This is a genomic window from Serratia sp. 25CWL12, assembly GCF_055790885.1.
The window spans coordinates 4,120,742-4,146,181 of the sequence record NZ_CM147698.1 but is presented as its reverse complement, the minus strand read 5'-3'; the positions used below and the strand labels follow the sequence as shown (position 1 = coordinate 4,146,181).

Annotated in this window: 23 protein-coding genes; 11 read left to right on the top strand and 12 right to left on the bottom strand. The window is 49.1% G+C overall.

Going from position 1 to position 25,440, the window contains the following annotated elements:
* Window positions 1-133: 133 nt before the first annotated feature.
* From yidC to rpmH, 4 genes are read right to left on the bottom strand one after another with little or no spacing between them, the layout of a single operon-like run.
* Window positions 134-1,771 carry a membrane protein insertase YidC gene (gene yidC / locus ACX9GV_RS18045; RefSeq protein ID WP_473196438.1) on the bottom strand — a complete coding sequence of 546 codons (1,638 nt, stop codon included), beginning with the start codon at window positions 1,769-1,771 and terminating at the stop codon, window positions 134-136.
* A gap of 2 nt (window positions 1,772-1,773) precedes the next feature.
* Window positions 1,774-2,031 (bottom strand): membrane protein insertion efficiency factor YidD, encoded by a 258-nt coding sequence (gene yidD, locus ACX9GV_RS18040; RefSeq protein WP_023492504.1) that lies wholly within the window; start codon window positions 2,029-2,031, stop codon window positions 1,774-1,776.
* Window positions 1,995-2,354 carry a ribonuclease P protein component gene (gene rnpA, locus ACX9GV_RS18035; RefSeq protein ID WP_072011659.1) on the bottom strand — a complete coding sequence of 120 codons (360 nt, stop codon included), beginning with the start codon at window positions 2,352-2,354 and terminating at the stop codon, window positions 1,995-1,997. Before rnpA ends, yidD begins: the two co-directional genes overlap by 37 nt.
* An 18-nt stretch (window positions 2,355-2,372) precedes the next feature.
* The gene (gene rpmH / locus ACX9GV_RS18030) at window positions 2,373-2,513 is read right to left on the bottom strand and encodes a 50S ribosomal protein L34 (protein WP_004093983.1); all 141 of its coding nucleotides are present in this window, start codon (window positions 2,511-2,513) and stop codon (window positions 2,373-2,375) included.
* 853 nt (window positions 2,514-3,366) lie between these two features.
* On the opposite strand from rpmH, the gene dnaA reads away from it, so the two are divergent.
* From dnaA to yidA, 5 genes are all read left to right on the top strand, one after another.
* Window positions 3,367-4,761, top strand: coding sequence for a chromosomal replication initiator protein DnaA (dnaA, locus tag ACX9GV_RS18025; RefSeq protein ID WP_473196437.1), 1,395 nt, complete (start codon window positions 3,367-3,369; stop codon window positions 4,759-4,761).
* 5 nt (window positions 4,762-4,766) lie between these two features.
* Complete coding sequence (gene dnaN / locus ACX9GV_RS18020; protein ID WP_023489197.1) at window positions 4,767-5,867, top strand: DNA polymerase III subunit beta; 1,101 nt, start codon at window positions 4,767-4,769, stop codon at window positions 5,865-5,867.
* A 156-nt stretch (window positions 5,868-6,023) separates the two neighbouring features.
* Window positions 6,024-7,109 carry a DNA replication/repair protein RecF gene (gene recF / locus ACX9GV_RS18015; protein ID WP_473196436.1) on the top strand — a complete coding sequence of 362 codons (1,086 nt, stop codon included), beginning with the start codon at window positions 6,024-6,026 and terminating at the stop codon, window positions 7,107-7,109.
* 18 nt (window positions 7,110-7,127) lie between these two features.
* Window positions 7,128-9,542, top strand: coding sequence for a DNA topoisomerase (ATP-hydrolyzing) subunit B (gene gyrB / locus ACX9GV_RS18010; RefSeq protein ID WP_473196435.1), 2,415 nt, complete (start codon window positions 7,128-7,130; stop codon window positions 9,540-9,542).
* Between the two features lie 159 nt (window positions 9,543-9,701).
* A complete protein-coding gene (yidA, locus tag ACX9GV_RS18005; RefSeq protein ID WP_023489194.1) occupies window positions 9,702-10,511 on the top strand; it encodes a sugar-phosphatase in 810 nt (269 codons plus the stop codon).
* Here yidA and ACX9GV_RS18000 read toward each other — a convergent pair.
* The 3 genes from ACX9GV_RS18000 to ACX9GV_RS17990 are packed head-to-tail and all read right to left on the bottom strand — an operon-like array spanning window position 10,506 to window position 12,792.
* Window positions 10,506-11,447, bottom strand: a complete 942-nt coding sequence (locus ACX9GV_RS18000; RefSeq protein ID WP_473196434.1) for an ornithine cyclodeaminase family protein — start codon at window positions 11,445-11,447, stop codon at window positions 10,506-10,508. The genes yidA and ACX9GV_RS18000 overlap by 6 nt on opposite strands.
* Entirely contained in the window at window positions 11,434-12,399 is a 966-nt protein-coding gene (locus ACX9GV_RS17995) for a threonine/serine dehydratase (RefSeq protein WP_473196433.1), read from the bottom strand. Before ACX9GV_RS17995 ends, ACX9GV_RS18000 begins: the two co-directional genes overlap by 14 nt.
* 33 nt (window positions 12,400-12,432) lie before the next feature.
* A complete protein-coding gene (locus ACX9GV_RS17990) occupies window positions 12,433-12,792 on the bottom strand; it encodes a YceK/YidQ family lipoprotein (protein ID WP_473196432.1) in 360 nt (119 codons plus the stop codon).
* 338 nt (window positions 12,793-13,130) lie between these two features.
* Between ACX9GV_RS17990 and ibpA the strand changes: the two genes are divergently transcribed.
* The 3 genes from ibpA to ACX9GV_RS17975 all read left to right on the top strand — a co-directional run bounded on the left by ibpA (window position 13,131) and on the right by ACX9GV_RS17975 (window position 15,910).
* Window positions 13,131-13,544: a small heat shock chaperone IbpA gene (ibpA, locus tag ACX9GV_RS17985; RefSeq protein ID WP_023489190.1), complete on the top strand. Its 414-nt coding sequence runs from the start codon at window positions 13,131-13,133 to the stop codon at window positions 13,542-13,544.
* Between the two features lie 92 nt (window positions 13,545-13,636).
* Window positions 13,637-14,065: a small heat shock chaperone IbpB gene (gene ibpB, locus ACX9GV_RS17980; RefSeq protein ID WP_473196431.1), complete on the top strand. Its 429-nt coding sequence runs from the start codon at window positions 13,637-13,639 to the stop codon at window positions 14,063-14,065.
* A gap of 186 nt (window positions 14,066-14,251) precedes the next feature.
* Window positions 14,252-15,910 (top strand): putative transporter, encoded by a 1,659-nt coding sequence (locus tag ACX9GV_RS17975; protein ID WP_473198067.1) that lies wholly within the window; start codon window positions 14,252-14,254, stop codon window positions 15,908-15,910.
* A gap of 75 nt (window positions 15,911-15,985) precedes the next feature.
* Here the strand turns inward: ACX9GV_RS17975 and ACX9GV_RS17970 are convergent, their stop codons facing one another.
* The 5 genes from ACX9GV_RS17970 to ACX9GV_RS17950 form a co-directional block, all read right to left on the bottom strand.
* A complete protein-coding gene (locus ACX9GV_RS17970) occupies window positions 15,986-17,239 on the bottom strand; it encodes a valine--pyruvate transaminase (protein WP_473196430.1) in 1,254 nt (417 codons plus the stop codon).
* 200 nt (window positions 17,240-17,439) lie between these two features.
* Window positions 17,440-18,423 (bottom strand): glyoxylate/hydroxypyruvate reductase GhrB, encoded by a 984-nt coding sequence (ghrB, locus tag ACX9GV_RS17965; protein ID WP_473196429.1) that lies wholly within the window; start codon window positions 18,421-18,423, stop codon window positions 17,440-17,442.
* Window positions 18,424-18,913: 490 nt separating this feature from the next.
* The gene (locus ACX9GV_RS17960) at window positions 18,914-19,345 is read right to left on the bottom strand and encodes an N-acetyltransferase (RefSeq protein ID WP_473196428.1); all 432 of its coding nucleotides are present in this window, start codon (window positions 19,343-19,345) and stop codon (window positions 18,914-18,916) included.
* Window positions 19,314-19,913 (bottom strand): DNA-3-methyladenine glycosylase I, encoded by a 600-nt coding sequence (locus ACX9GV_RS17955; protein ID WP_473196427.1) that lies wholly within the window; start codon window positions 19,911-19,913, stop codon window positions 19,314-19,316. Before ACX9GV_RS17955 ends, ACX9GV_RS17960 begins: the two co-directional genes overlap by 32 nt.
* A gap of 498 nt (window positions 19,914-20,411) precedes the next feature.
* Window positions 20,412-21,173 (bottom strand): helix-turn-helix transcriptional regulator, encoded by a 762-nt coding sequence (locus ACX9GV_RS17950; RefSeq protein ID WP_473196426.1) that lies wholly within the window; start codon window positions 21,171-21,173, stop codon window positions 20,412-20,414.
* 366 nt (window positions 21,174-21,539) lie between these two features.
* Here ACX9GV_RS17950 and glyQ point away from each other — a divergent pair, with 366 nt between their 5' ends.
* From glyQ to ACX9GV_RS17935, 3 genes are all read left to right on the top strand, one after another.
* The gene (gene glyQ, locus ACX9GV_RS17945; protein ID WP_473196425.1) at window positions 21,540-22,448 is read left to right on the top strand and encodes a glycine--tRNA ligase subunit alpha; all 909 of its coding nucleotides are present in this window, start codon (window positions 21,540-21,542) and stop codon (window positions 22,446-22,448) included.
* Window positions 22,449-22,457: 9 nt separating this feature from the next.
* A complete protein-coding gene (gene glyS / locus ACX9GV_RS17940) occupies window positions 22,458-24,527 on the top strand; it encodes a glycine--tRNA ligase subunit beta (protein ID WP_473196424.1) in 2,070 nt (689 codons plus the stop codon).
* Window positions 24,528-24,716: 189 nt separating this feature from the next.
* A complete protein-coding gene (locus tag ACX9GV_RS17935) occupies window positions 24,717-25,436 on the top strand; it encodes a DUF3053 domain-containing protein (protein ID WP_473196423.1) in 720 nt (239 codons plus the stop codon).
* Window positions 25,437-25,440 lie beyond the last annotated feature (4 nt).

Sequence of the window (25,440 nt, the reverse complement as noted above, 5' to 3'; positions counted from 1 at the left end):
TTATCTCTCAATAATATGCATGCAAAAAGGCGGCCTAGATGACCGCCTTACATTGGCTTGTTATGCCCTTCGTCAATAAAGCTGCAGCGGTGTTACTGGCTACAGCTTGGATGAACTCTGGGATAAAGCTGTATTATGCCTTTTTGTTATCGCGGCTATGCAGGCCACGTTTTTCCAGCCCGCGATAAATCAACTGCTGCTGGATGATGGTCACCAAGTTACTGACGGTATAGTACAGCACCAGACCAGACGGGAACCACAGGAAGAACACTGTGAAGATCACCGGCATAAAGGTCATGATTTTCTGCTGCATTGGGTCAGTCACTGTAGTCGGTGACATCTTCTGGATGAAGAACATCGTCACACCCATCAGCAACGGCAGGATGTAGTACGGATCCTGTGCTGACAAGTCATGAATCCACAAGATAAACGGCGCATGGCGCAGTTCAACCGAGCTCATCAGCATGTAGTACAGCGCCAGGAAGATTGGCATCTGGATGAGCAGCGGCAAGCAACCCCCCAGAGGGTTTACTTTTTCCGCTTTGTACAGCGCCATCATCTCTTGGCTCATACGCTGCTTGTCATCACCAATACGCTCACGCATTGCCTGCAGTTTTGGCTGCAGCATGCGCATTTTGGCCATCGATGTGTACTGCGCTTTGGTTAGCGGGTACATGATGCCACGTACGATAAAGGTGATGATGATGATTGAGAAACCCCAGTTGCCGATAAATCCGTTGATGAACTTCAGCAATTTGAACAGTGGTTGAGACAAAAACCACAACCAGCCGTAATCCACCGTCAAATCCAGATGAGGTGCCAGCGTGGCCATTTTATCTTGCAGTTCCGGACCCACCCACAAGGTGGAATTCAGTTGTTTCTCAGCACCTGGTGCTACCACAACCGGCGTTGCTTTGAAGCCGATGGTAGACAGATTATCGCCTGGTTTGGCGGTATAGAAGGTATTTTGACCTTCCGTCTGAGGTATCCAGGCTGTAGCAAAATATTGCTGCAACATGGCAACCCAACCACCCTGGGTGGTGATATTCAGGTTCTCTTCTTTATCAAACGCATACTTTTGGTATTTGTTGTCACTGGAAGAGTAAGCCGCGCCACGGAAGGTGTGCAGTGCAAAATTACTGCTGCCAGTATCGCGGTGTTGCGGCAACTGTGTGGTTTGCTTCAGTTGACCAAATAGCGTCAATTCAAGTGGAGACGCACTTTTGTTAACAATGGAGTAATCCACACCAATGGCATAATGGTTACGCTTGAGCACAAAGGTTTTGGTGAACAACGAGCCGTCTTTACCGGTAAAGGTCAGTGGGATCCGCAGTTCATCCTGACCATCAGCTAAGGTGAAAGTATCTTGTGCGGCTGTGAAGAGAGGACGCTCACCGTTGGCAGGATTATCTGGCCCGTCTCTGCCGGTCAGGCCACTTTGCGCCTGATAAACAAATCCTGGCGTAGTTTCCAGCAATTCGAATGGCGTCACTGACCCCAGGGACTCTGGGTAGGCCAGCAGTTTAGCCTGCTCAATGTCACCACCACGAGTATTGATGGTCAACGACAGCACATCTGTATTAACGGTAATCAATTTACCTTGGCCACTGGCTGGCACAGCCTGGCTTGCGGTATCACCGCTTGTAGGGTTCGTTGTCTGTTGCGTGGTCTGGGGTGCTGGCTGCGGACTGTTATCCTTTTGCCAAGCATCCCAAATCAGAAAAGACACGAACAGAAAAGCGATGAGAAGAAGATTGCGTTGCGAATCCATCGTTAGTGTTCTCTGTTATCGTTGGTTTTCGGTGGTACGGGATCATCGCCACCTGGGTTCAAAGGATGGCATTTTAATACGCGTTTCAATGTCAACCAACTGCCTTTTAACATCCCAAACCTGCTTAATGCCTCAATTGCGTAATGAGAACATGTCGGCTGGAAGCGACAGCGTGGCCCAAGCAGTGGGCTCAGTACGAGTTGATAACCCCGTACCACCCCAATCAAGATGCGGGAGCCAAGCGACAATGGCGACGCCATAATTTTTCCAAAACTTCCGTCAGTGCACGGTTATCCAACTCAGCTATCCCCTTTTTGGCAACCACGACAAAATCCATCGCTGGTAATTGGTGCTGGCGTAAACGGAAACTTTCGCGTGTCAGGCGTTTGATCCGGTTACGTTCATGCGCACGCTTGACGTGTTTTTTGGCGACAGTAAGACCGATGCGGGGATGCCCCAGCAGGTTTTGGCGGCCGAGGATGGTGATTTGCGGCGTGCCAGCTCTTTGTGGCTGCTGGAAGACGAAAGTGAAATGAGTGGGAGTTAACAAACGTAACTCCCTGGGAAAAGCGAGCTTAACCACTCAGGGGGTTAGCTTTTATTACTTAGAAACAGTCAGACGAGTACGGCCTTTTGCACGACGGCGGGCCAGAACTTGACGACCATTTTTAGTGGCCATACGAGCACGGAAACCGTGGCTACGGTTACGCTTCAGTACGGACGGTTGGAAAGTGCGTTTCATAGCGATTTCTACCTAAACTTAAATGAATTACTAATATAGTCATCATACTTCAAGTGACCGGGGTGTTGGCTTGTGTCCACTAGCCTCAGTCGCATCATTTTCTATGCTTCTGGCGACTCTCGACCTTGCTGCCTACATCCCACTCGAATTATGTAGAGTATAAGTCAAATGCGTTTGACTACTCGGCGTGAAGATGACCGACGCCTCAATCGCAATTATAAAGAGGCGGGATTGTAATAATTGTACAGCCCTGAGTCAATTCACATCGCGCCCCTTTCATCTTTCAGGCCGCAGTTGTGCTGCCTGTCATTTGAAATTGATGGGGGTAGTCTACTTGGTTGTTAGCCAAGTAAAGCACGGTCTTGGCCCATAATCACCGCAGGATCCTGTCTGGTAAATAACCCGACCAATCAGAACCAAGTATCACACGTGGGCGAAGATTATACGGACTCAAGGGTAAATCACAAGGATCTCCGTGCGATCCTCGGCATTTTTCGCCAGGATCCTGGTGGATAACACAGTACAACGGGCTTATGGTGTGAAAAAGAAGGCGATCGACTACCGTGATTGCAGCGGTTGCTTTCTGTTGGTTAAAATATCACCACACGCTCTTGGCTGTGGATAAAATGGATCTAATCTGTGATGAAGGAGAGGATCTCTTGCTCGGATTGCGCTATGATCCGTCATTCGGATCCCGATCCTAAACAGGGATCATCAGGTTATGCTACCAAGGTGTTCCACATGCTTCTAGCGGTTTTCAGCCGATGAAGGCCTGTGGGCATCATCATGAGTGATAAAAAAGTAACCTGATCCTTTTCTTTTTATTTTTGATCTTGTTCGAGTGGAGTCCGCCGTGTCACTTTCGCTTTGGCAGCAGTGCCTTGCCCGATTGCAGGATGAGTTACCAGCCACAGAATTTAGTATGTGGATACGCCCATTACAGGCGGAACTGAGTGACAATACTCTGGCGCTGTATGCGCCCAATCGTTTTGTGCTGGATTGGGTGCGCGATAAGTACTTAAACAATATCAATGGGCTGCTTAATGATTTTTGTGGGACTGATGTGCCACTATTGCGTTTTGAGGTGGGCAGTAAACCTCTGACACGAACGATAAGTCAGGCGGCTACGGCCAGCGTCAACAATGCACCGGCAGCCCCAGTGGCCCGTACTGCGGCACCTTCTCGTCACAGTTGGGATAATGCCGCACCGCCACCAGAGCTTTCTTACCGTTCCAATGTTAACCCCAAACATACTTTCGATAACTTCGTTGAAGGTAAGTCGAACCAACTGGCGCGCGCTGCGGCTCGGCAAGTGGCAGATAACCCTGGTGGGGCTTATAACCCACTCTTCCTGTATGGTGGAACCGGCTTGGGTAAAACTCACCTGTTGCATGCGGTGGGTAATGGCATCATGGCGCGTAAAGCCAATGCCAAAGTGGTTTATATGCACTCGGAACGTTTTGTGCAGGATATGGTTAAGGCGTTGCAGAATAACGCGATTGAAGAATTCAAGCGCTACTACCGTTCGGTGGATGCGTTGCTGATCGATGACATTCAGTTTTTTGCCAATAAAGAGCGTTCGCAGGAAGAGTTTTTCCATACTTTTAACGCATTGCTGGAAGGCAACCAACAGATCATCCTCACTTCTGACCGTTATCCTAAAGAGATTAACGGGGTGGAAGATCGTTTGAAGTCTCGCTTTGGTTGGGGCCTGACGGTGGCAATTGAACCACCAGAGCTGGAAACCCGCGTAGCGATCCTGATGAAAAAGGCAGATGAAAACGATATTCGTTTGCCGGGTGAAGTGGCGTTCTTTATCGCCAAACGTCTACGTTCCAACGTGCGTGAGCTGGAAGGGGCGTTGAACCGGGTGATCGCCAATGCTAATTTTACTGGACGCGCCATTACCATTGATTTCGTGCGTGAAGCGTTGCGGGATCTACTGGCGTTGCAGGAAAAGCTGGTCACTATCGATAATATTCAAAAGACGGTGGCAGAGTACTATAAAATCAAAGTGGCGGACCTGCTGTCGAAGCGGCGTTCCCGTTCCGTTGCTCGCCCGCGCCAGATGGCGATGGCATTGTCAAAGGAACTCACCAACCACAGCTTGCCAGAAATTGGCGATGCGTTTGGTGGCCGCGACCATACCACGGTGTTGCACGCCTGCCGGAAAATTGAGCAGCTGCGTGAAGAAAGTCACGACATCAAAGAAGATTTTTCCAATTTAATCAGAACATTGTCGTCATAGCGCATATGAAATTTATCGTTGAACGTGAGCATCTGCTAAAACCGCTGCAACAGGTGAGTAGCCCACTGGGTGGCCGCCCAACGTTGCCAATTCTGGGTAACCTGTTATTGCAGGTAACGGAAGGTTCTCTATTGTTGACGGGAACCGATCTGGAAATGGAGATGGTGGCACGCGTCTCTTTGTCCCAGCCCTATGAAGTGGGGGCGACCACTGTCCCTGCACGTAAATTTTTTGATATCTGCCGGGGTTTACCGGAAGGTGCCGAGATTACCGTCACGCTCGAAAGTGAGCGCATGTTGGTGCGTTCTGGCCGTAGCCGTTTTTCATTATCCACGCTACCGGCGGTAGATTTTCCGAATCTGGATGATTGGCAGAGTGAAGTGGAGTTCACGCTACCGCAGGCGACCTTAAAGCGCCTGATCGATGCGACCCAGTTCTCGATGGCGCATCAGGATGTGCGCTATTACCTCAACGGCATGTTGTTTGAAACCGAAGGGGAAGAGCTCCGCACAGTGGCGACTGATGGTCACCGTCTGGCGGTATGCGCCATGCCGATTGGTCAATCCTTGCCAACACATTCGGTGATTGTGCCACGTAAAGGGGTGATGGAGCTGGTGCGTCTGCTGGATGCTGGTGATACGCCACTCCGTGTGCAGATCGGCAGCAACAATATTCGCGCCCATGTGGGGGATTTTATCTTTACCTCCAAATTGGTTGATGGCCGTTTCCCTGATTATCGCCGCGTATTGCCGAAGAACCCTGACAAGACCTTAGAAGCCGGGTGTGACTTGCTTAAGCAGGCCTTTGCCCGTGCGGCCATTTTGTCGAATGAGAAGTTTCGCGGTGTCCGCCTGTACGTCAGTCAAAATCAACTCAAGATCACTGCCAATAATCCGGAGCAGGAAGAGGCAGAAGAGATCCTTGATGTCAGCTATGATGGCAGCGAGATGGAAATTGGGTTTAACGTCAGCTACGTGCTGGATGTATTAAACTCGCTCAAGTGCGAGGATGTGCGTCTACTGCTGACTGATTCGGTCTCCAGCGTGCAGATTGAGGACGCGGCCAGTCAGGCGGCGGCCTATGTTGTTATGCCAATGCGTTTGTAGAAATTATCGGGCTATCTTACTTGCTCCTTTGTGATTGGGCCGTACTCGCAATCCTCACGTACTCTGTGTACGCATCGGTTGCTGGGCGTTGTACGGCAAGCAAATGGCTTGCGACGATAACGCCCAGGGTTGTTCGATGATTAAGATAACTGCCGCATGGCGTTAACGCGTTTACTGATTAAAGATTTCCGCAATATTGAAGCGGCGGATCTGGCTCCCGCACCTGGGTTTAACTTCCTGGTTGGGGCCAATGGCAGTGGTAAAACCAGCGTATTAGAGGCGGTTTATACCCTTGGTCATGGGCGCGCTTTTCGTAGCTTGCAGGCTGGCCGAGTGATCCGTCATGATCAGCCGGAATTTGTACTGCATGGCCGGATTGAAGGGGCGGAACGTGAGTTATCAGTAGGGCTAAGCCGAAGCCGGCAAGGTGACAGCAAAGTACGTATTGATGGCAGCGATGGTCATAAAGTGGCGGAACTCGCCCAACTATTGCCCATGCAGTTGATTACTCCCGAAGGTTTTACCCTGCTCAATGGCGGGCCAAAATATCGGCGCGCGTTTGTGGATTGGGGATGCTTCCATGATGTACCCGGTTTTTTCACCGCCTGGAGCAACCTGAAACGGTTACTGAAGCAACGTAATGCTGGCTTGCGCCAAGTCAGTCGTTATGCGCAATTGCGCGCCTGGGATCAGCAGTTGGTTCCACTGGCTGAACGCATCAGCGAGTGGCGGGCGGCATACAGTGAGGCCATTGCCGCCGATATTACTGCGACCTGTGCACAATTTTTGCCTGAATTTGCGTTAAATTTCTCTTTTCAGCGCGGTTGGGATAAAGAGAGTGACTATGGAGAGCTGTTGGAGCGGCAGTTTGAGCGTGACAGGGCATTAACCTATACCTCGGTTGGGCCACATAAAGCAGATTTCCGTATTCGTGCCGAAGGCACACCGGTAGAAGATTTATTATCACGCGGTCAGCTTAAATTGCTGATGTGTGCATTGCGCTTGGCGCAGGGTGAGTTTCTCACCCGGCAGAGCGGGCGGCGTTGCCTGTATCTGATTGATGATTTTGCCTCCGAGCTGGACACTGGCCGTCGCCGGTTGCTGGCTGAACGTCTGAAAGCCACTCAGGCTCAGGTTTTTGTCAGCGCGGTAAGTGCTGAACAAGTTACTGACATGATCGGTGAAAAGGGCAGGATGTTCCGTGTGGAACAGGGTAAAATAGAAGTTCGACCACAGGATTAAAATAAGCGAGAAACGTTGATGTCGAATTCTTATGACTCTTCAAGTATCAAGGTATTAAAAGGGCTGGATGCTGTGCGTAAGCGTCCAGGCATGTATATCGGCGATACTGATGACGGCACCGGTCTGCACCACATGGTGTTTGAGGTTGTGGATAACGCTATCGACGAAGCCCTCGCTGGCCACTGTAATGACATTCAGGTGACCATCCATGCTGACAACTCGGTGTCGGTGCAGGATGATGGCCGCGGTATTCCCACCGGTATTCACGAAGAAGAAGGGGTTTCTGCGGCACAGGTCATCATGACTGTTCTTCATGCCGGCGGTAAGTTTGACGATAACTCCTATAAAGTTTCCGGTGGCTTGCATGGCGTGGGGGTTTCCGTCGTTAACGCCTTGTCAGAGAAACTTGAGCTGGTGATCCGCCGTGAAGGCAAAGTGCACGAGCAAACCTATAAACACGGTGAGCCACAAGGGGCGCTGAAAGTGGTGGGTGAGACCACCCAAACCGGCACCACAGTACGTTTTTGGCCGAGTTACCAGACTTTTACCAATAACATCGAATTTGAATACGATATTCTGGCCAAGCGCCTGCGGGAACTGTCGTTCCTTAACTCGGGTGTTTCTATTCGTCTGAAAGATAAACGTAACGACAAAGAAGACCACTTCCACTATGAGGGCGGGATCAAGGCGTTCGTTGAGTATCTGAACAAGAACAAAACGCCAATCCATCCAACGGTGTTCTACTTCTCAACGGTAAAAGATGATATCGGTGTGGAAGTGGCACTACAGTGGAACGATGGTTTCCAGGAAAATATCTACTGTTTTACCAACAACATCCCACAGCGTGATGGGGGGACTCACCTGGTCGGTTTTCGTGCCGCGATGACGCGTACCCTTAACAGCTATATGGATAAAGAAGGCTACAGTAAAAAATCCAAGATCAGTGCCACCGGTGATGATGCCCGTGAAGGTTTGATTGCCGTCGTTTCGGTGAAAGTGCCGGATCCGAAGTTCTCTTCACAGACCAAAGATAAACTGGTCTCTTCGGAAGTGAAAACGGCAGTTGAGTCACTGATGAACGAGAAGCTGGTGGATTACCTGATGGAAAACCCATCAGACGCCAAAATCGTTGTTGGTAAAATTATTGATGCGGCCCGAGCGCGTGAAGCAGCACGTAAAGCGCGTGAAATGACACGCCGTAAAGGTGCACTGGATTTGGCTGGCTTGCCAGGCAAATTGGCGGACTGCCAAGAGCGCGATCCGGCGTTGTCTGAACTGTACCTGGTGGAAGGGGACTCTGCGGGGGGCTCGGCAAAACAGGGGCGTAACCGCAAAAACCAGGCGATTTTGCCACTGAAAGGTAAAATCCTTAACGTTGAGAAAGCGCGTTTTGACAAGATGCTCTCTTCGCAGGAAGTGGCTACCTTGATCACTGCGCTGGGCTGTGGCATTGGCCGCGACGAATACAACCCAGATAAACTGCGTTATCACAGCATCATCATCATGACCGATGCTGACGTCGATGGTTCGCATATCCGTACATTGTTACTGACTTTCTTTTATCGCCAGATGCCGGAAATCATCGAGCGTGGTCACGTGTTTATTGCACAACCGCCGCTATACAAGGTGAAGAAAGGCAAGCAGGAACAGTATATTAAAGACGACGAGGCCATGGACCAGTACCTGATTTCCATTGCGCTTGATGGGGCAACCTTGCATACCAATGAGGTCGCACCGCCATTGGCTGGGGAACCGTTGGAAAAACTGGTGGCTGAGCATTACAGCGTACAAAAGCTGATTGGCCGAATGGAGCGTCGTTATCCGCGTGCCTTACTCAACAACCTAATCTATCAACCTACCTTGAGCGAAGATGATCTGAGTGACCAGGCTAAAGTGAAAACCTGGATCGAGTCACTGGTGAAATTGCTCAATGATAACGAACAGCATGGCAGCAGCTATGATTTTGTCATGGTTGAGAACCCAGAACGTCAGATGTTGGAGCCGGTGCTGCGTATTCGTACTCACGGCGTCGATACTGATTATCCTCTGGATTTCAATTTCATCCACGGCGGCGAATATCGCAAGATCTGTACATTGGGTGAAAAACTGCGTGGTTTGCTGGAAGAGGATGCATTTATTGAACGTGGCGAACGTCGTCAGCCGGTAAATGGTTTCGAGCAAGCGTTGGAATGGCTGGTGAAAGAATCTCGCCGTGGTCTGTCGGTGCAGCGTTATAAGGGCTTGGGTGAAATGAACCCAGACCAATTGTGGGAAACCACCATGGACCCAGAACAACGCCGTATGCTGCGAGTGACAGTGAAAGATGCTATCGCCGCAGATCAACTGTTCACCACCCTGATGGGTGATGCAGTTGAACCGCGTCGCGCCTTTATCGAAGAGAATGCCCTGAAAGCGGCGAACATCGATATTTAATGCGTTAATCAGCAACAAAAAATCCGCGCCGGTGCTCCCGCGCGGATTTTTTATCGCTGCGTTTTAGTCTCGCTGCGTTCTAGCCAGGCTAGGTTATCGTCTACCAACACCTTGCATCAACCTGATACCTACCAAGGTAACTTACCAAGAGAAATTCGTATGGCAATTGAACTGATAGCAATTGATATGGATGGCACGTTACTCAACCCTCAACACCAGATCACGCCAGCGGTGAAGCAAGCGATTAGTGCGGCGCGCGCTCAAGGGGTGAAGGTGGTGCTGGCTACAGGGCGGCCCTATGTGGGGGTGCAGGATTATCTATGTCAGTTGGATATGCAAGGCGCTGATGATTTCTGTATTACCTATAACGGTGCATTGGTGCTTAAAGCCGCCGATGGAACCTGCATTCTGCAAGAAACCCTCAGTTTTGACGATTATCTCTATTTTGAGCAGTTAGCGCGGCAGCTTGGGGTGCATTATCACGCATTTGATTTCGATACCCTGTATACCCCGAATAAAAATATTGGCAAATATACCATTCGTGAAGCGGGAATTACCGGTATTCCGTTGAAATACCGTAGCGTAGAGGAGATGGATCGTACCCTACGTTTCCCGAAAGTGATGATGATTGATGAGCCTGAATTGTTAGAGCATGCCATCGCTCATTTGCCAGCGGAAGCCGGCGAGCGTTACACCATTATGAAAAGCGCCCCCTTTTACCTGGAAATCTTGCACCAGCGGGTTGATAAAGGCGCTGGGGTGAAAATGCTGGCGGATCATCTGGGTATCAAACAGCAAAACGTGATGGCGCTGGGGGATCAGGGTAACGATATTGCGATGATTGAATATGCTGGTGTTGGCGTAGCGATGGGCAATGCGATCGCGGAACTGAAAGAGATTGCCCAGTTTGTAACGAGTACCAACACTGAAGACGGCGTGGCACGCGCTATTGAGAAGTTCGTATTATAGTTTTGCCAGAATTCCTTTCACAATCTGAGCATCCTGAATGGCTAACCCGGTGAGGCCGGCCAAGGTGATCTGTTGTTCATTCTTTCTAACCCGCTCGCCACGAGCCAGTATTTCTCCGAACTCAACCACAGCTACTGACGCCAGTAAATTTTGCTGATAGGCACGAGCAATTTCACCATACTGACTGCATTGACTGAGTGCATCCACCAGGATGGTGTCAGCTTTGGCGACCAACGCCGTTGCTAACTCCTGTTTTCCCTCAGCGTCTGACCCTACGGCGGTGATATGTGTTCCTGGGCGGATATCCTCTGCTTGCAGCAGGGGTTCACGGCTTGGCGTGGTGGTCACAATCAGATTGCAATGTGCCGCCAGTTCAGCGGCATTTTGGGTGGTATTTACCTGAAAACCTTCCGCTTCAGCCCGTTGACAATAGTCAGCAAGGTGATGTGGGCTGCGACCCCAAAGCCACACTTGGCGACAGTCGGTGACCGTTTTAAGGTGTTGCAATTGTAGCCATGCCTGCATTCCTGTGCCCACGATACCAATGGCCTGCACGTTTTGCGGTGCGCATAATTCCGCAGCGATGCGCCCAGCCAGGGCAGTACGTAATGCTGTCAGCCAGCCTTCATCCAACAGTAGCACCTGTGGTTTGCCAGTTTGCGCAGAAAAGGCCATCATTAAGCCTTGGTTGCTAGGCAGCCCTTGTTGTGGATTGTGGTAAAACCCAGAAGACACTTTCACCACAAAGTATTCTTCCCCTTCCAGCCATGCGGATTTAATACAACAGTCACCTTCCGCTGCTTCAAACCGAAAGTGTTGCACTGGTGGCATCTGTACCTGGCGCGCAGAGTAGGCGATAAAACCGGTTTTTAGCAGTTGGGTGATGCTGTCGGCATCAAAAGCAGCAAGAATTTGTGTTTTATTAATGACTTTCATGGCTGACTGCCTGCAAATATTTTTCCAGCACAATATTTTTACCACATAACACCACGGCCACTTTTTTGCCTTGCAACTCGGGTGCCAATTTGCAGGCTGCGGCTAAGGCCACGCCGGCAGCACCTTCGATAATCCAACGGTCGCTACTGGCAACCAGGCGCATTGCCTGTTTGATTTCCTCTTCGCTGACCAATACTTTACGGTCAATGACCTGTTGGCACAGGGGGAAGGTGATAGCACCCGGTTCCACTCCCCCCGCAGTACCGTCAGAGAGAGTCTCTTGTTCTTCCACTGGGTAGATATGCCCCGCCTCCAGTGCGCTGTACATGCTGGTGGCATTTTCTGGCCAGCAGGCAATAAGTTGTGTTTTTGGCGACAATTTTTTTAGAACGGTACCCATTCCCGCAATATAGCCACCGCCACCCACCGCAACAAATACCGCATCCAGTTCTGGCTGCTGTTCGACGATTTCCATCCCACAGGTACCTTGGCCTGCAATTACGGCGGCATCGTTATAAGGGGAAATATAGGTTTTATGCTGTTGGCGTGCGGCCTTTTCCGCAGCCAACTCGGCATTCAATGGGTCACCCGGGACCAATTCCACCTTGCCACCTAAGGCACGGATAGTATCGAGCTTGATGGTAGCGGCACTTTCAGGTGCATAGACGGTGACATTGACGCCCATTAATTTACCCGCGAGTGCAACGGCTTGGCCATGGTTACCGGTTGATGCGGTAATCACGCCTTGTTGACGTTGTTGTTCACTCAGTAACCGTAGTTTGTTGCTGGCGCCACGAAACTTAAATGAGCCAGTATGTTGTAAATGATCGCACTTAAGATAGAGCTCGCAGCCTAATTGCTGTGAAAGCAGCACGCTGTGTTCCAACGGGGTGACGCGGACTTGTGGGCGCAATTGTTGATGGGCGGAAACAATGTCATCAAATAGGCTCATACTGTTCTCTTTAGGATTTTAAATGGCATGGAACTATTTCTGGGTCTTCGGGGGGGATGGCGTTGGCATCCCCTGCCCTAGATTACCGCTCTCAGACAGATTTTTTGCCTCGTCACGTTCGATACGTGCTTTGGGGGACTGGGTGGTTTTATCATCATCCGAACGGAGGTAATCATAAGGTAGCAAAATGGTATCCATCACTGCCGAGAAGGGTAGATCGATGGCTAACAGGGGCATCATTGCCCAACTGGTGTCCTCTTTTTTCATCGTATCTATGCTGGCACGGGTGCCAGGATAGTAACCCTGATCGCCACCGGTGTGGCTCATCACACTGGAGCAGCCACTGATGAGTAAGCACAGGCCGCTGGTGGTTAGTCTCTTTACTGATTTCATTGACTCATCCTGAGGTGGATTTCTGCCGAAATTTGCTGATTTATGATTAAGTTAAATCAATTTGTACCAGCTCACGAATAGATTGAAAGATATAAAATTTCGCTCTGTGGCGGTTATCTCACTTTATTGTATGTGATGGGCAAATTATCGTCTTTATGTTTGACGATTTTTTTAACCCGGTGAGTTGAAATAAGTGAACCCAGCCCCATTTTCTTGGTAACGCCAATTTAAGAGTTCGCTGAAAAGGGACACTGGCGTTGAGCTTGTCCACATTTGAGTCTGTCCATAATGGAAGACGTTATTACCCACCTCGCTGAAGTGTTTTAGGAGGCAGTTTTATGAGCAATTTTGATCTTTCCCCACTATACCGTTCTGCTATTGGTTTTGATCGCCTGTTTAATGCTCTGCAAACCGGGCAAAATCAAGGTAATGGTGGCTATCCGCCGTATAACGTTGAGCTGGTTGATGAGAATAATTATCGTATCGCCATCGCGGTGGCCGGGTTTGCCGAGCCGGAACTGGAGATTATCACCCAGGACAATCTGCTGATTGTGCGTGGGGCTCGCCATAATCAGGCCGTTGAAAAAACCTATTTATACCAAGGTATTGCCGAGCGTAATTTTGAACGTAAATTTCAGTTGGCCGAACATATTCAAATTAAAGGGGCCAAGTTGGAAAACGGTTTGCTGTATATCGATCTGCAGCGCATCGTGCCGGAAACATTAAAACCGCGTCGGATCGAAATTAAATAATTCCGTTTCACTGTGGGTGAAACACCACCTTGCCTGCTGATAGTTCGGGGGCAAATTAATACCTATCTCGCTTCTTGGAAGGAGTTAATACCATGCGTAACTACGATTTATCCCCACTTTTGCGTCAATGGATCGGTTTTGACAAGCTGGCCAGCTCAATGGGTGGGCAGGAACCCCAAGGGTTTCCCCCCTACAACATCGAGAAGAGTGACGATAACCACTACCGCATTTCTCTGGCGTTGGCCGGGTTCAAACAGAGTGAGTTGGATATTGAAGTGGAAGGTCCACGTTTATCGATATGCGGTAAACCCACGCCACCCGAAAAACAGGTGGAATATCTGCATCAAGGATGGGAGTGCAAAGAATTCACTTTGACTTTTACCTTGGCGGAACACATGCAGGTTTCCGAGGCCAAATTTGAAAATGGCCTGCTGCATATTGAGCTGGTGCGCCATGTACCGGAAGCCTTACAGCCACAACGGATCAGCATCAGTAGCACTCCGGAGCTAGAAGTCAAGTAACTGGCTGAATAAAAAGAAAATCATGGTGGGGAGGTCTGAATGGCCTCCCCTGTCACATTAATGTGGAATACCCCACATTACACCCTCAAAGTTTATGCCAGAATCCCTCTAACCTGGTTAGGTTGCGTTTTAAATTGTGATTTTTACCACATATTGGTTATTAAACTTTTGTTAAGGATGTGACGTATTAGTGATATCGCCCTGACCGTCAGTATGCTGGCGTTAGTGGCTATTCTCGGGTTATGGATTGGCAACTGGAAAGTGTATGGCGTGGGTTTAGGGATAGGTGGCGTCTTGTTTGGCGGTATCATTGTCGGGCACTTTGCACAGACTTATCAGATAGACCTCAACGGCGATATGTTGCACTTTATTCAGGAGTTTGGGCTGATCCTGTTTGTTTACACCATCGGTATCCAGGTTGGGCCTGGTTTCTTCTCTTCCTTGCGTGTCTCTGGTCTCCGGTTGAATGGTTTTGCCATTTTGCTGGTGCTTATGGGCGGGGTGGTCGCAGCGGCAGTCCACAAACTGTTTGCAGTCCCATTACCAATTATTCTTGGGGTGTTCTCTGGTGCGGTGACCAATACGCCAGCACTGGGTGCCGGGCAACAGATACTGACTGATTTGGGGTCGGATCCGGCACTGGTTGATCGTATGGGGATGGGGTATGCCATGGCCTATCCATTTGGTATCTGTGGCATTCTACTGGTGATGTGGCTTATCCGGCTGTTCTTTCGTATCAATATTGAACAAGAAGCGAAAGAGTTTGAAAGCAGCATGGGCAACAATCGCGAACTGCTGCAGACCATGAATGTGGCGGTACGTAACCCTAACCTGCAAGGTCTGGCCATCAAAAATGTGCCATTACTTAACAGCGATGACATCATCTGCTCGCGCCTGAAGCGGGGCGACCTGTTGATGGTGCCATCACCGCAAGAAACGTTGGAGTTAGGGGATTTTCTTCACTTGGTGGGTAAGCGTGAAGAGTTGGAGAACGCGCGCTTGGTGATCGGTGAGGAAGTGGATGTGTCACTTTCTACCAAGGGTACTGCTCTGCAGGTGGTTCGTGCCGTGGTGACCAACGAAAAGGTCTTGGGTAAAAAAGTTCGCGATCTGAATTTTAAGCAGAAATATGACGTGGTGATTTCGCGCCTTAACCGTGCTGGTGTTGAGCTGGTGGCAGGCAGTAATGTCACGCTGCAGTTCGGGGATATTCTCAACCTGGTAGGGCGGCCAGAATCTATCGAGGTCGTGGCGGCGATTGTTGGTAACGCCAAGCAGAAGTTGCAACAGGTACAAATGTTGCCGGTGTTTATTGGCATCGGGTTAGGGGTGCTGCTGGGTTCTATTCCGTTGTTTATTCCTGGCTTCCCGGCGGCGTTGCGGTTGGGGTTGGCTGGCGGCCCGCTGGTGGTGGCTTTGATCCTGGGGCGTATCGGCAGTATCGGCAAACTTTACTGGTTTATGCCCCCCAGTGCTAACCTGGCGTTGCGTGAGTTGGGTATTGTATTGTTCCTGGCGGTGGTGGGGTTGAAGTCGGGCGGTAACTTTATTAACACCCTGATCCATGGTGAAGGGTTAGCCTGGATTGGCTATGGTGCGTTGATCACTGCCATTCCCTTAATCACCGTGGGTATATTAGCCCGGGTGATGGGCAAAATGAACTACCTGACGCTATCGGGCATGTTGGCAGGGTCGATGACTGATCCACCTGCCCTGGCCTTTGCCAATGGCCTGCATCCCACCAGTGGTGCAGCGGCACTCTCTTATGCCACGGTTTATCCGTTGGCAATGTTCCTGCGTATTATGTCTCCGCAATTGTTGGCCGTGCTGTTTTGGGCCATGTAATGGTGTTTTTCAAGATCATGTAGTGATGTTTTTCAAGGTGGTAGATTCAGGGGCTCTTCAGAGCCCCTTGGTTCTTTAACCCGCTTCTTGATGTGCTCGTTCAACCTCTTCTGCCAAGATCATCACACCCTGTTCAATGCTTGCTGGGTCAGGAATATAGTTCATACGCATACATTGGTGGGTATGTGGCCATTCCTGTTCCAGTCCTGGGAAGAAATAGTGGCCTGGCACCATCAGGACCCCACGTTTCTTCAGGCGTTGGTAGAGTAATTCTGTGGTGATGGGCAGATCCTTAAACCATAACCAGAGAAAAATAGCCCCTTCCGGTTTGTGGATCAGGCAACGTTCTGGTGATAGATAACGGCGAATAATACCAATGGTCTGTTCAACACGCTGTTTGTAGAACGGGCCGATCACTTCATTAGACAGACGTAACAGATCGCCACGCTCAATCATTTCTGCCGCCAGAGCTGGGCCGATGCTTCCTGGCGACAGGCTGATAATGCCATTCATATTGGTTAGGGCGGTAATTACCCGTTCATTGGCTATAACGATGCCACAACGTGAACCTGGCAGGCCGAGTTTAGACAGGCTCATGCACAGAATGATATTGGGGTTCCATAATGGCGTTGCGTCGCTGAAAATAATGCCCGGGAAAGGTACGCCATAAGCGTTATCAATCACCAAAGGTATACCGTGCTGCTGTGCCAATAGATCGAGTTTGTTCAGTTCCTCGTCGGTGATCACATTACCTGTCGGGTTGGTCGGGCGTGAAACGCAGATCATGCCAATATCGTCACCGATCGTTAAATGCTCAAAATCGATGTGATATTTAAATTGGCCGTCTGGCAGGAACTCTATATTGGGTTTGGCGGAGACAAATAACCCTTCATCCAACCCGGCATCGGCATAGCCGATGTACTCGGGAGCCAGTGGGAATAACACGCGGCGGCGTTTCCCTTCTGCGTAGCGGCCAGCGAACAAATTAAATAAGTAGAAAAATGCGCTTTGACTGCCGTTTGTTAGCGCAATATTTTGTGGCCCGATGGGCCAATCAAACTCTTTCTGTAGCAGATTAGCCAGCGTTGACAGTAAGAGGTCTTTGCCTTGTGGGCCATCGTAGTTACATAGTGCTTCAGTCAATTTGCCCTGGTCGAGCATATCCTGGCACAGTTGCTTGAAGTAACTTTCCATTTCTGGAATTTTTGCAGGGTTTCCACCGCCGAGCATGATGGCGCCTGGGGTGCGTAGACCATCATTCAGGTCGTCCATTAAGCGGGTGATACCGGCATAACGGGTAAATTTATCGCCGAAAAGAGAAAAAGTCATAGGTGCCGCAGAATTGTTATTGGTCAGTAGGGCTCCACCATACCGCCAGATAAAAGCAGGTGCAATTAAGCAGATATTTTATCTGGCGATGTGAAGTATCATGATATGTACTTTTTATAGCATAAAACGCTAATTAATTTTTACAGCGAAAAGAGTAACACGGGTATCTATCACCTTTGTAGTGAATAGAGGTCAAGTCGTTAATAGGGATTAATCAGTAAATGGGGATTAACGCAATTTTTTGTTACCTTGCCTGTGAGTGCGGCAATCAGGTTATCCACAGCACATTCAGCCATGCCATAGCGGGTTTCATGAGTGGCAGAACCGATATGGGGCACAGCAACCACATTGGGCAATTGCAGTAGTGGTGAATTCACCGATAACGGTTCTTGCTCAAAAACATCCAACCCGGCAGCGTGAATAGTACCGTTCTGCAAGGCCTCGATAAGCGCTTGCTCATCAACCACCGGCCCTCGCCCTACATTGATCAGAATGCTGCTTTTCTTCATTTTCGCCAATTGTTCGTGGCCGATCATCTGGAAGGTTTCGTCAGTTAACGGGAGTGTGATGCAAAGAAAATCTGACTCAGTCAGCAGAGTATCAAGATCGCAACGGCGGGCGTTGAAATTTTGTTCGGCCTGTTGATGGGTGCGGCGGGCGTTATATAACACTGGCATGTTAAAGCCTAAGTGTGCCCGTTGCGCCAATGCCAGCCCGATGCGCCCCATACCGAGGATGCCAATAGTTTTATGATGAACATCAACACCATACCACTCGGGCCCAATGTTATTTTGCCACTCACCCGCTTTCACTCGCTCGGCGACTTCAACTACGCGGCGTGCGGTGGCCAACATCAAGGCCATGATGGTATCGGCCACGGTTTCTGTTAATACGCTCGGGGTATGCATCAATAATACTTGGTGGGCATTAAGCGCTTCGAGGTCAAAGTTATCGTAACCTACTGTAATCGTTGAAGCAGCACGTAGTTTAGGTGCCCGTTGCAGAAAGGCTTCATCAATTTTGCCGCCAGAACCGATAATCCCTTCAGCTTGTTGTAATGCAGCCTCAAACGCAGGGGTATTATCTGGGGGTAAATCATCGAAAGCATGTACCCTGAAGTGCTTGTCCAGCCGCTGACGCAGGTCGGCAGGAATACTCCGATACAATATGACTGAAGGCTTCATTAAAAACTCCAACGAGAGAACGATATAGCTATCATAAATCAATTAATTAGTGTGAACCAGGGTACCCGGGTACCGTCGCGGCTTGAATGGCGATGAATATATAGGGGAAGCGGAGTGGCGACCGATAACATCATTCAGTTTAGCTTTTACTATCATTGCTTAGGAGCAAAAAAACTGATCCCGATTAAAGGATCAGGTGCCAAATTGGCCAACACCAGGGAAAATGATTAAATACTGTTGTAACTTACAGGTTGCCTGTGAATTTTTGAGATTAAGCTGGAAGTATTGCCACTGTTATCAGTATCGTCACCATAAATGGAACCGATCCCATTAAAAAGTGACAGAAGAGAAAAATATGATATCAATCACAAAACGGGAAGAATAGCGGGTTGTTTTACGGGAGTGATCAACCTCTGCCAGCTCAGTTCATTCAAGTTCATCCTATTCTAATCGATCAATCTACGGACCGACCCATGCCAGTTTATTGAAATTAAGTAGCAGGCCAATTCATGATTAGCGTATGGGCTTGAGTTTCTTGGTTAAACAGACGCTGCATTTCGCGGAATCCTTGTTTGTAGTAGAAGGCGCAAGCTCGTTGGTTTTCCTCATACACTTCCAGGCTAAGCCAACGATAATGATGCTGTACGCAGGCCATTAATGCTGCCCCCACCCCTTTGCCATGAAAGTGATGGTCAACAAACAGAGCGCCAATAAAGCGCTCATCCAATATGCTGATAAAAGCGACAATTTGCTGGTTATGCAGATACACCCAAGTTTTAGCTCGGGGCAAATAGTTATCCCGTACCAGTTGAGCACTTTGCTGCCAATAGTCAGATGGCACAAAGGGATGAGCACGGGTGGTGCTTTCTAGCCAGAGCACCATCAGCACGTCAAGGTCGGCGGGCGTTGCGGTGCGTATCATCTTTGGTATTCTCCGGGTGGCAAAAACAACCAGTAACATGGTCGTTTACCAAGCCGCAGGCCTGCATAAAGGCATAGCAGATGGTTGAACCGATAAATTTGAAGCCGCGCTTTTTCAATGCCTTGGACATGGCAACAGAAATCTCTGTTTGAGCGGGCACTTCGTTTAGGGCTTGCCAGTGGTTCAGTTGCGGTTTACCTCCGACAAATTGCCAGATAAAGGTAGAAAAATTTTCCCCCGCTAGTTCCATGGCTTGATAAGCTTTGGCATTGGCAATGATGGCTTCAATCTTGCCGCGATGGCGGATAATCCCGCTGTCTTGCAGCAATAACGCCACATCTTGTTCGTTCATGGCCGCGATACGTGTTGGGTCAAAATTGTGGAAAGCACGGCGGTAGTTTTCACGTTTTTTCAGCACCGTGATCCAAGAGAGGCCAGCCTGTTGCCCTTCCAGACACAACATTTCGAACAGTTCGCGTGCATCCGTGGTTGGGGTGCCCCATTCTTTATCGTGGTACTCAAGATATAATGGGTCAGCGGTAACCCAACCGCAACGTTGATTATCCATGCCGATACTCCTTATTCTTATTTCGTTTTTTACTGACGCAGTGACCCGAGTATATAGCGTTAGTGCACCATTTCTGATGATTGGCTTAGCGGGAAGGCACCATAGATAAGGACTGCCTGGTAGTTTGAAGTCGGCATAGGGTGCCACAAACGCTGGTACGGTGCCTGATGCGGGCCTGTTACCGAAAAAGTATAGTGGGTGACTGTACTTTAGTATAACTATCATTCAGTAACAAAAAACTTTATCGTTAGTGCGTAACAACAATAACAAGAATTTTAAGCAAAAAAAACTGATCCCGATTAAAGGATCAGGTGCCAAATTGGCCAACACCAGGGAAAATTCTTAAACATTATTGTAAATCACAGAGTGCCTGTCAACAGTTTCTCTCACCCAATCAAAGAAGGGGTGAGAGTATATTTTTATGCATTTTACCCTCTTCCTTTTTATTTTTTTTAGTCAAATGGTTTTTGAGCAATTTTATCTGAAAGTTTGGCTACATTAGCGAACCGACCTGATTAGCTGCAATTCAACACTGAGCCTTATGGCATGCTTGGCATTGTTAACGCCTAACTTTTTAACTGCATTTCCAATATGAAATTTTACTGTGGTGAGTTTAATTCCTAAGATAAGTGCAATTTCCTGATAGGATTTCCCCATGCTTGCCCAATAAATAATTTCATTCTCGCGAGGGGAAAAGAAATTTCTCTGGTTTATTTTCTCAAAGTAGTTAGCGTTATTCAGTTCTTGAGAAGTGTTAATGAGTTTTTCATGCGTTTTCATCAACAATAGCTGGAAACTATCTTGGTTATCTCTAATCAGCGGTTCAACACTATTATCACAATGGCTATCTATGATAATAGATAAAACCGCCAGATGATGAAGATGGTCATGCAACACGAAGGTATAACCATGAGTAACATCATAACTTTTCGCCATATTAAATATTTTTGGCAGTTTAATTCCCGAGTTAATCATGATGTTTTTATCCCAAAAAAATGGGGTAACCCGATGTGATGCAGTCACTAAAACCGGGTCGATATACTGAAAGTTGTTATTGACATAAAAATCAAACCATTCAGTTCTATTTGAAATCACTGAAAAATCAGCAGGGTTCTTTTTATTCATTATGGCATAAGCGTACTTTATATTATTAAACTCTTTTAGTTTTTTTTCTAGATAGCTTTTGATAGATGAATTAATGAGTTCGTTAGGTTTACTCTCTGATAATAAATGACAATCTTTATCAAGGCCTTCTATCATACTTAGCTGTCCATAATGAATTTTAAAATGTTTGACACATTATCCTTGAAGTTACTTGTGTTGGCTACGCTATATCACTTCACTTATAGCGTGGGCTATGCTCCCAAAAACGCTGAGTTTAAAGTGCCGCATCTTGCAAACTCCCTTGATGCCTCGTCAACCTTGAACCTGTTGCTGTCGCTATTCGGGCCTCATGGGGTAAGCTGAATGAACTAGGGTATCGTGCTGAACCGGCTTTTTGCATATCACACCACGGTTTTTATCGGGGGATTGTGACTTGTTGCTGGATTCTGGCTGTATATCTTACGGTCAACAGGTATACTGAGCCCCTCTATTAAATCCACTTGTATCGCGTGCGAATTCAACATGCAAAAGTTTGATACCAAGACCTTTCAGGGTCTGATCCTGACACTGCAGGACTATTGGGCGCGCCAGGGTTGCACTATTGTTCAACCTTTGGACATGGAAGTTGGCGCAGGGACATCTCACCCGATGACCTGCTTGCGTGCTCTTGGCCCGGAGCCAATGGCTGCGGCCTATGTGCAACCTTCACGTCGCCCGACCGATGGCCGTTATGGGGAAAACCCCAACCGCCTGCAACACTATTATCAATTCCAGGTAGTGATTAAACCTTCACCGGAAAATATTCAGGAACTGTACCTGGGTTCATTGAAAGAACTGGGGTTGGATCCTGCTATTCACGATATCCGTTTTGTTGAAGATAACTGGGAAAACCCGACACTAGGGGCCTGGGGATTAGGTTGGGAAGTGTGGTTGAACGGGATGGAAGTGACCCAGTTCACCTATTTTCAACAGGTTGGCGGTTTGGAATGTAAACCGGTCACCGGCGAGATCACTTACGGTCTGGAACGCCTGGCGATGTATATCCAGGGTGTGGATAGCGTCTACGATTTGATTTGGAGCAACGGGTCATTGGGTATCACCACCTATGGCGATGTGTTCCATCAAAACGAAGTGGAGCAATCCACCTACAACTTTGAGTATGCGGATGTAGATTTCCTGTTTTCCTGTTTTGAGCAATACGAAAAGGAAGCGCAAACCCTATTGGCGTTGGAAAACCCCCTGCCATTACCTGCGTATGAACGTATTCTCAAAGCGGCCCATACCTTCAATTTGCTGGATGCGCGTAAGGCGATCTCGGTCACCGAACGTCAACGTTATATTTTGCGTATCCGCACGCTGACCAAAGCCGTTGCCGAGGCCTACTACGCTTCCCGCGAAGCGTTAGGCTTCCCGATGTGTAATAAGAAGTAAGAGGCAGCTATGACTCAACAGACTTTCCTGGTGGAAATCGGCACCGAAGAGCTGCCGCCGAAGGCTCTTCGCTCACTGGCAGAAGCTTTTGCTGCAGATTTTACGGCTGAACTTGATAATGCCGGCTTGGCACATGGCGAAGTGAGCTGGTTTGCTGCTCCGCGTCGCCTAGCATTAAAAGTGGCTAAACTCAGCGCGGCACAGGCTGACCGTGAAATTGAAAAACGTGGCCCGGCCATCGCTCAGGCATTCGATGCCAGCGGTCAGCCCAGTAAGGCTGCTGAGGGCTGGGCGCGTGGTTGCGGCATTACCGTTGATCAAGCTGAACGCCTGGTGACCGATAAAGGTGAATGGTTACTGTATCGCGCCCATGTTAAAGGCCAATCCGCACAACAACTGTTGGCCGGTATGGTGAGCACGGCACTGTCAAAGCTGCCGATTCCCAAATTGATGCGTTGGGGTGATAAAGAAACCCAGTTCGTGCGTCCGGTACATACGGTGACCATGCTGCTAGGGGCCGAACTGATCCCAGGCACCGTGCTGGGCATCGATTCGGCTCGCACCATTCGTGGTCACCGTTTTATGGGTGAGCCAGAGTTTACTATTGAGAACGCCGATCAGTATCCGCAAATCCTGCAGGAGCGCGGTAAAGTGATCGCCGATTACGCAACCCGCAAGGCGTTGATTAAACGTGATGCTGAACTGGCAGCACAGAAGATTGGTGGAAAAGCCGATCTGAGTGAGAGCCTGCTGGAGGAAGTGACTTCATTGGTTGAGTGGCCGGTGGTGTTGACGGCAAAATTTGAAGAGAAATTCCTGGCAGTGCCTGCGGAAGCGTTGGTTTATACCATGAAGGGTGACCAGAAATATTTTCCGGTCTACGATGCCGCTGGCAAACTGTTACCGAATTTTATCTTCGTCGCCAATATTGAGTCCCGAGACCCGCAGCAAATCATCTCTGGTAATGAGAAAGTGGTGCGTCCTCGTTTGGCGGATGCTGAATTCTTCTTTAATACTGACCGCAAGAAGCGTCTGGAAGATCATTTACCGCGCCTGGAAACGGTACTGTTTCAGCAGCAGTTGGGTACCCTGCGTGATAAGACTGACCGTATTCAAGCCATGGCCGGCTGGATTGCGGGCCAGATTGGTGCTGATGTTAACCACGCAACGCGTGCCGGGCTGCTGTCGAAGTGCGACCTGATGACCAATATGGTGTTCGAATTCACCGATACTCAGGGTGTGATGGGGATGCACTACGCACGCCATGATGGTGAAGCCGAGGACGTAGCTGTTGCGCTTAACGAGCAGTATCAGCCACGCTTTGCGGGTGATGAACTGCCTCAATCGCTGGTGGCTTGCTCGTTGGCAATCGCTGACAAAATGGACACGCTGGTCGGTATTTTTGGTATTGGCCAGCATCCAAAAGGTGATAAAGATCCGTTTGCTTTACGCCGTGCTGCGTTGGGCGTGCTGCGTATCATCGTTGAGAAAAACCTGTCACTGGATTTGCAAACCCTGACCGAAGAGGCTGCGCGCCTGTATGGCAGCAAGCTGACCAATGCTAAGGTGGTGGATGATGTCATCGACTTTATGTTGGGGCGTTTCCGTACCTGGTATCAGGAAGAAGGCCATGCAGTGGATACTATCCAGGCGGTATTGGCGCGTCGCCCAACCCGGCCGGCAGACTTTGATGCACGGGTGAAGGCGGTAACACATTTCCGTACCTTGGCTGAGGCTACCGCGTTGGCCGCGGCTAACAAGCGTGTTTCCAATATCTTAGCCAAATCCAACGATGTATTGCTGGATCAGGTTCAAGCCTCGGTATTGAAAGAGCCGACAGAGCTGAAATTAGCCACTCATCTGGTGGTGTTGCGTGACAAGCTGGAACCTTTGTTTGCTGCAGGTCGTTATCAGGAAGCATTGGTTGAACTGGCTGCGTTGCGTGAGACGGTTGATGCGTTCTTCGACAGTGTGATGGTGATGGCTGAAGATGATGTGGTGCGGGTGAATCGCTTGACGTTGCTGAGTAAGTTGCGTGAGCTGTTCCTGCAAGTAGCGGATATTTCGGTGTTGCAGTAAGGGTAAAGTATTAATGAAAAGGCGCCTGAGGGCGCTTTTTCATCATCATGAGAATCCGTCGGTTATTCTGGGCTGAACGTTGAATCACGTATCCTATAGCAGGGAGTTGATCTATTCTTATCTGCAATGGAGTGCAACATAAGGCATGGAGCCAGATAAAAGAGACATTAATAACGGGAGTTATGTCACATGGCGGTAGGGATCCAAAGCAGAGGCTTTTCGCGTTGGTTGGCACCGGTATTTGCATTGTTGGTCGTGATACAACTGACCGCCTGCGGCGATAAAGAGCCAGAACAGCGTAAAGCGTTTATTGATTATTTACATAATACGGTGATGCGTAGCGGTGTACACATTCCAACGTTGAGTGAAGACCAAAAACAGAAATTTGGCACTTATGTGAGTGATTACGCCATTCTGGTGGGTTTTTCTCAGCAATTGTCGAAATCGGTTGAGGCAAGTCTGACACCAGCACTGGAACAGATTAATCAAATTCGCACCGCACAAGACTATATCGCTAAGCGCGATACCTTGCAGCAATCGTTGGGTGCATTGAACCTGTTGGGTCAACAGATACAGTCAGCGAAGTTACAGGCGGATAGCGCCCGTGCCGCGTTGAAGCAACCCGATGATTTGAAAGCGGTGTATAGCCAGGTGTATGACAAGATTGTTACCACACCAAGCAATAGCTTGATGCCAGTGATCCCAACCACCAGCAGTTTTGTTCAGGAACTGGTGCTAGTTGGGGATTTCTTGCAGGCTCAGGGTAATCAGGTGAGTTTCAATAATGGCGGTGTACAGTTCCGTACTCAGCAGCAGGTGGCGCAGTACAACACCATGATGTCCAATCTGGTGGCTAAGCAGCAGGATTGGCTCAATGCACAGAAAACGGTGCAGGCAGTGATGCAGTAAGCAA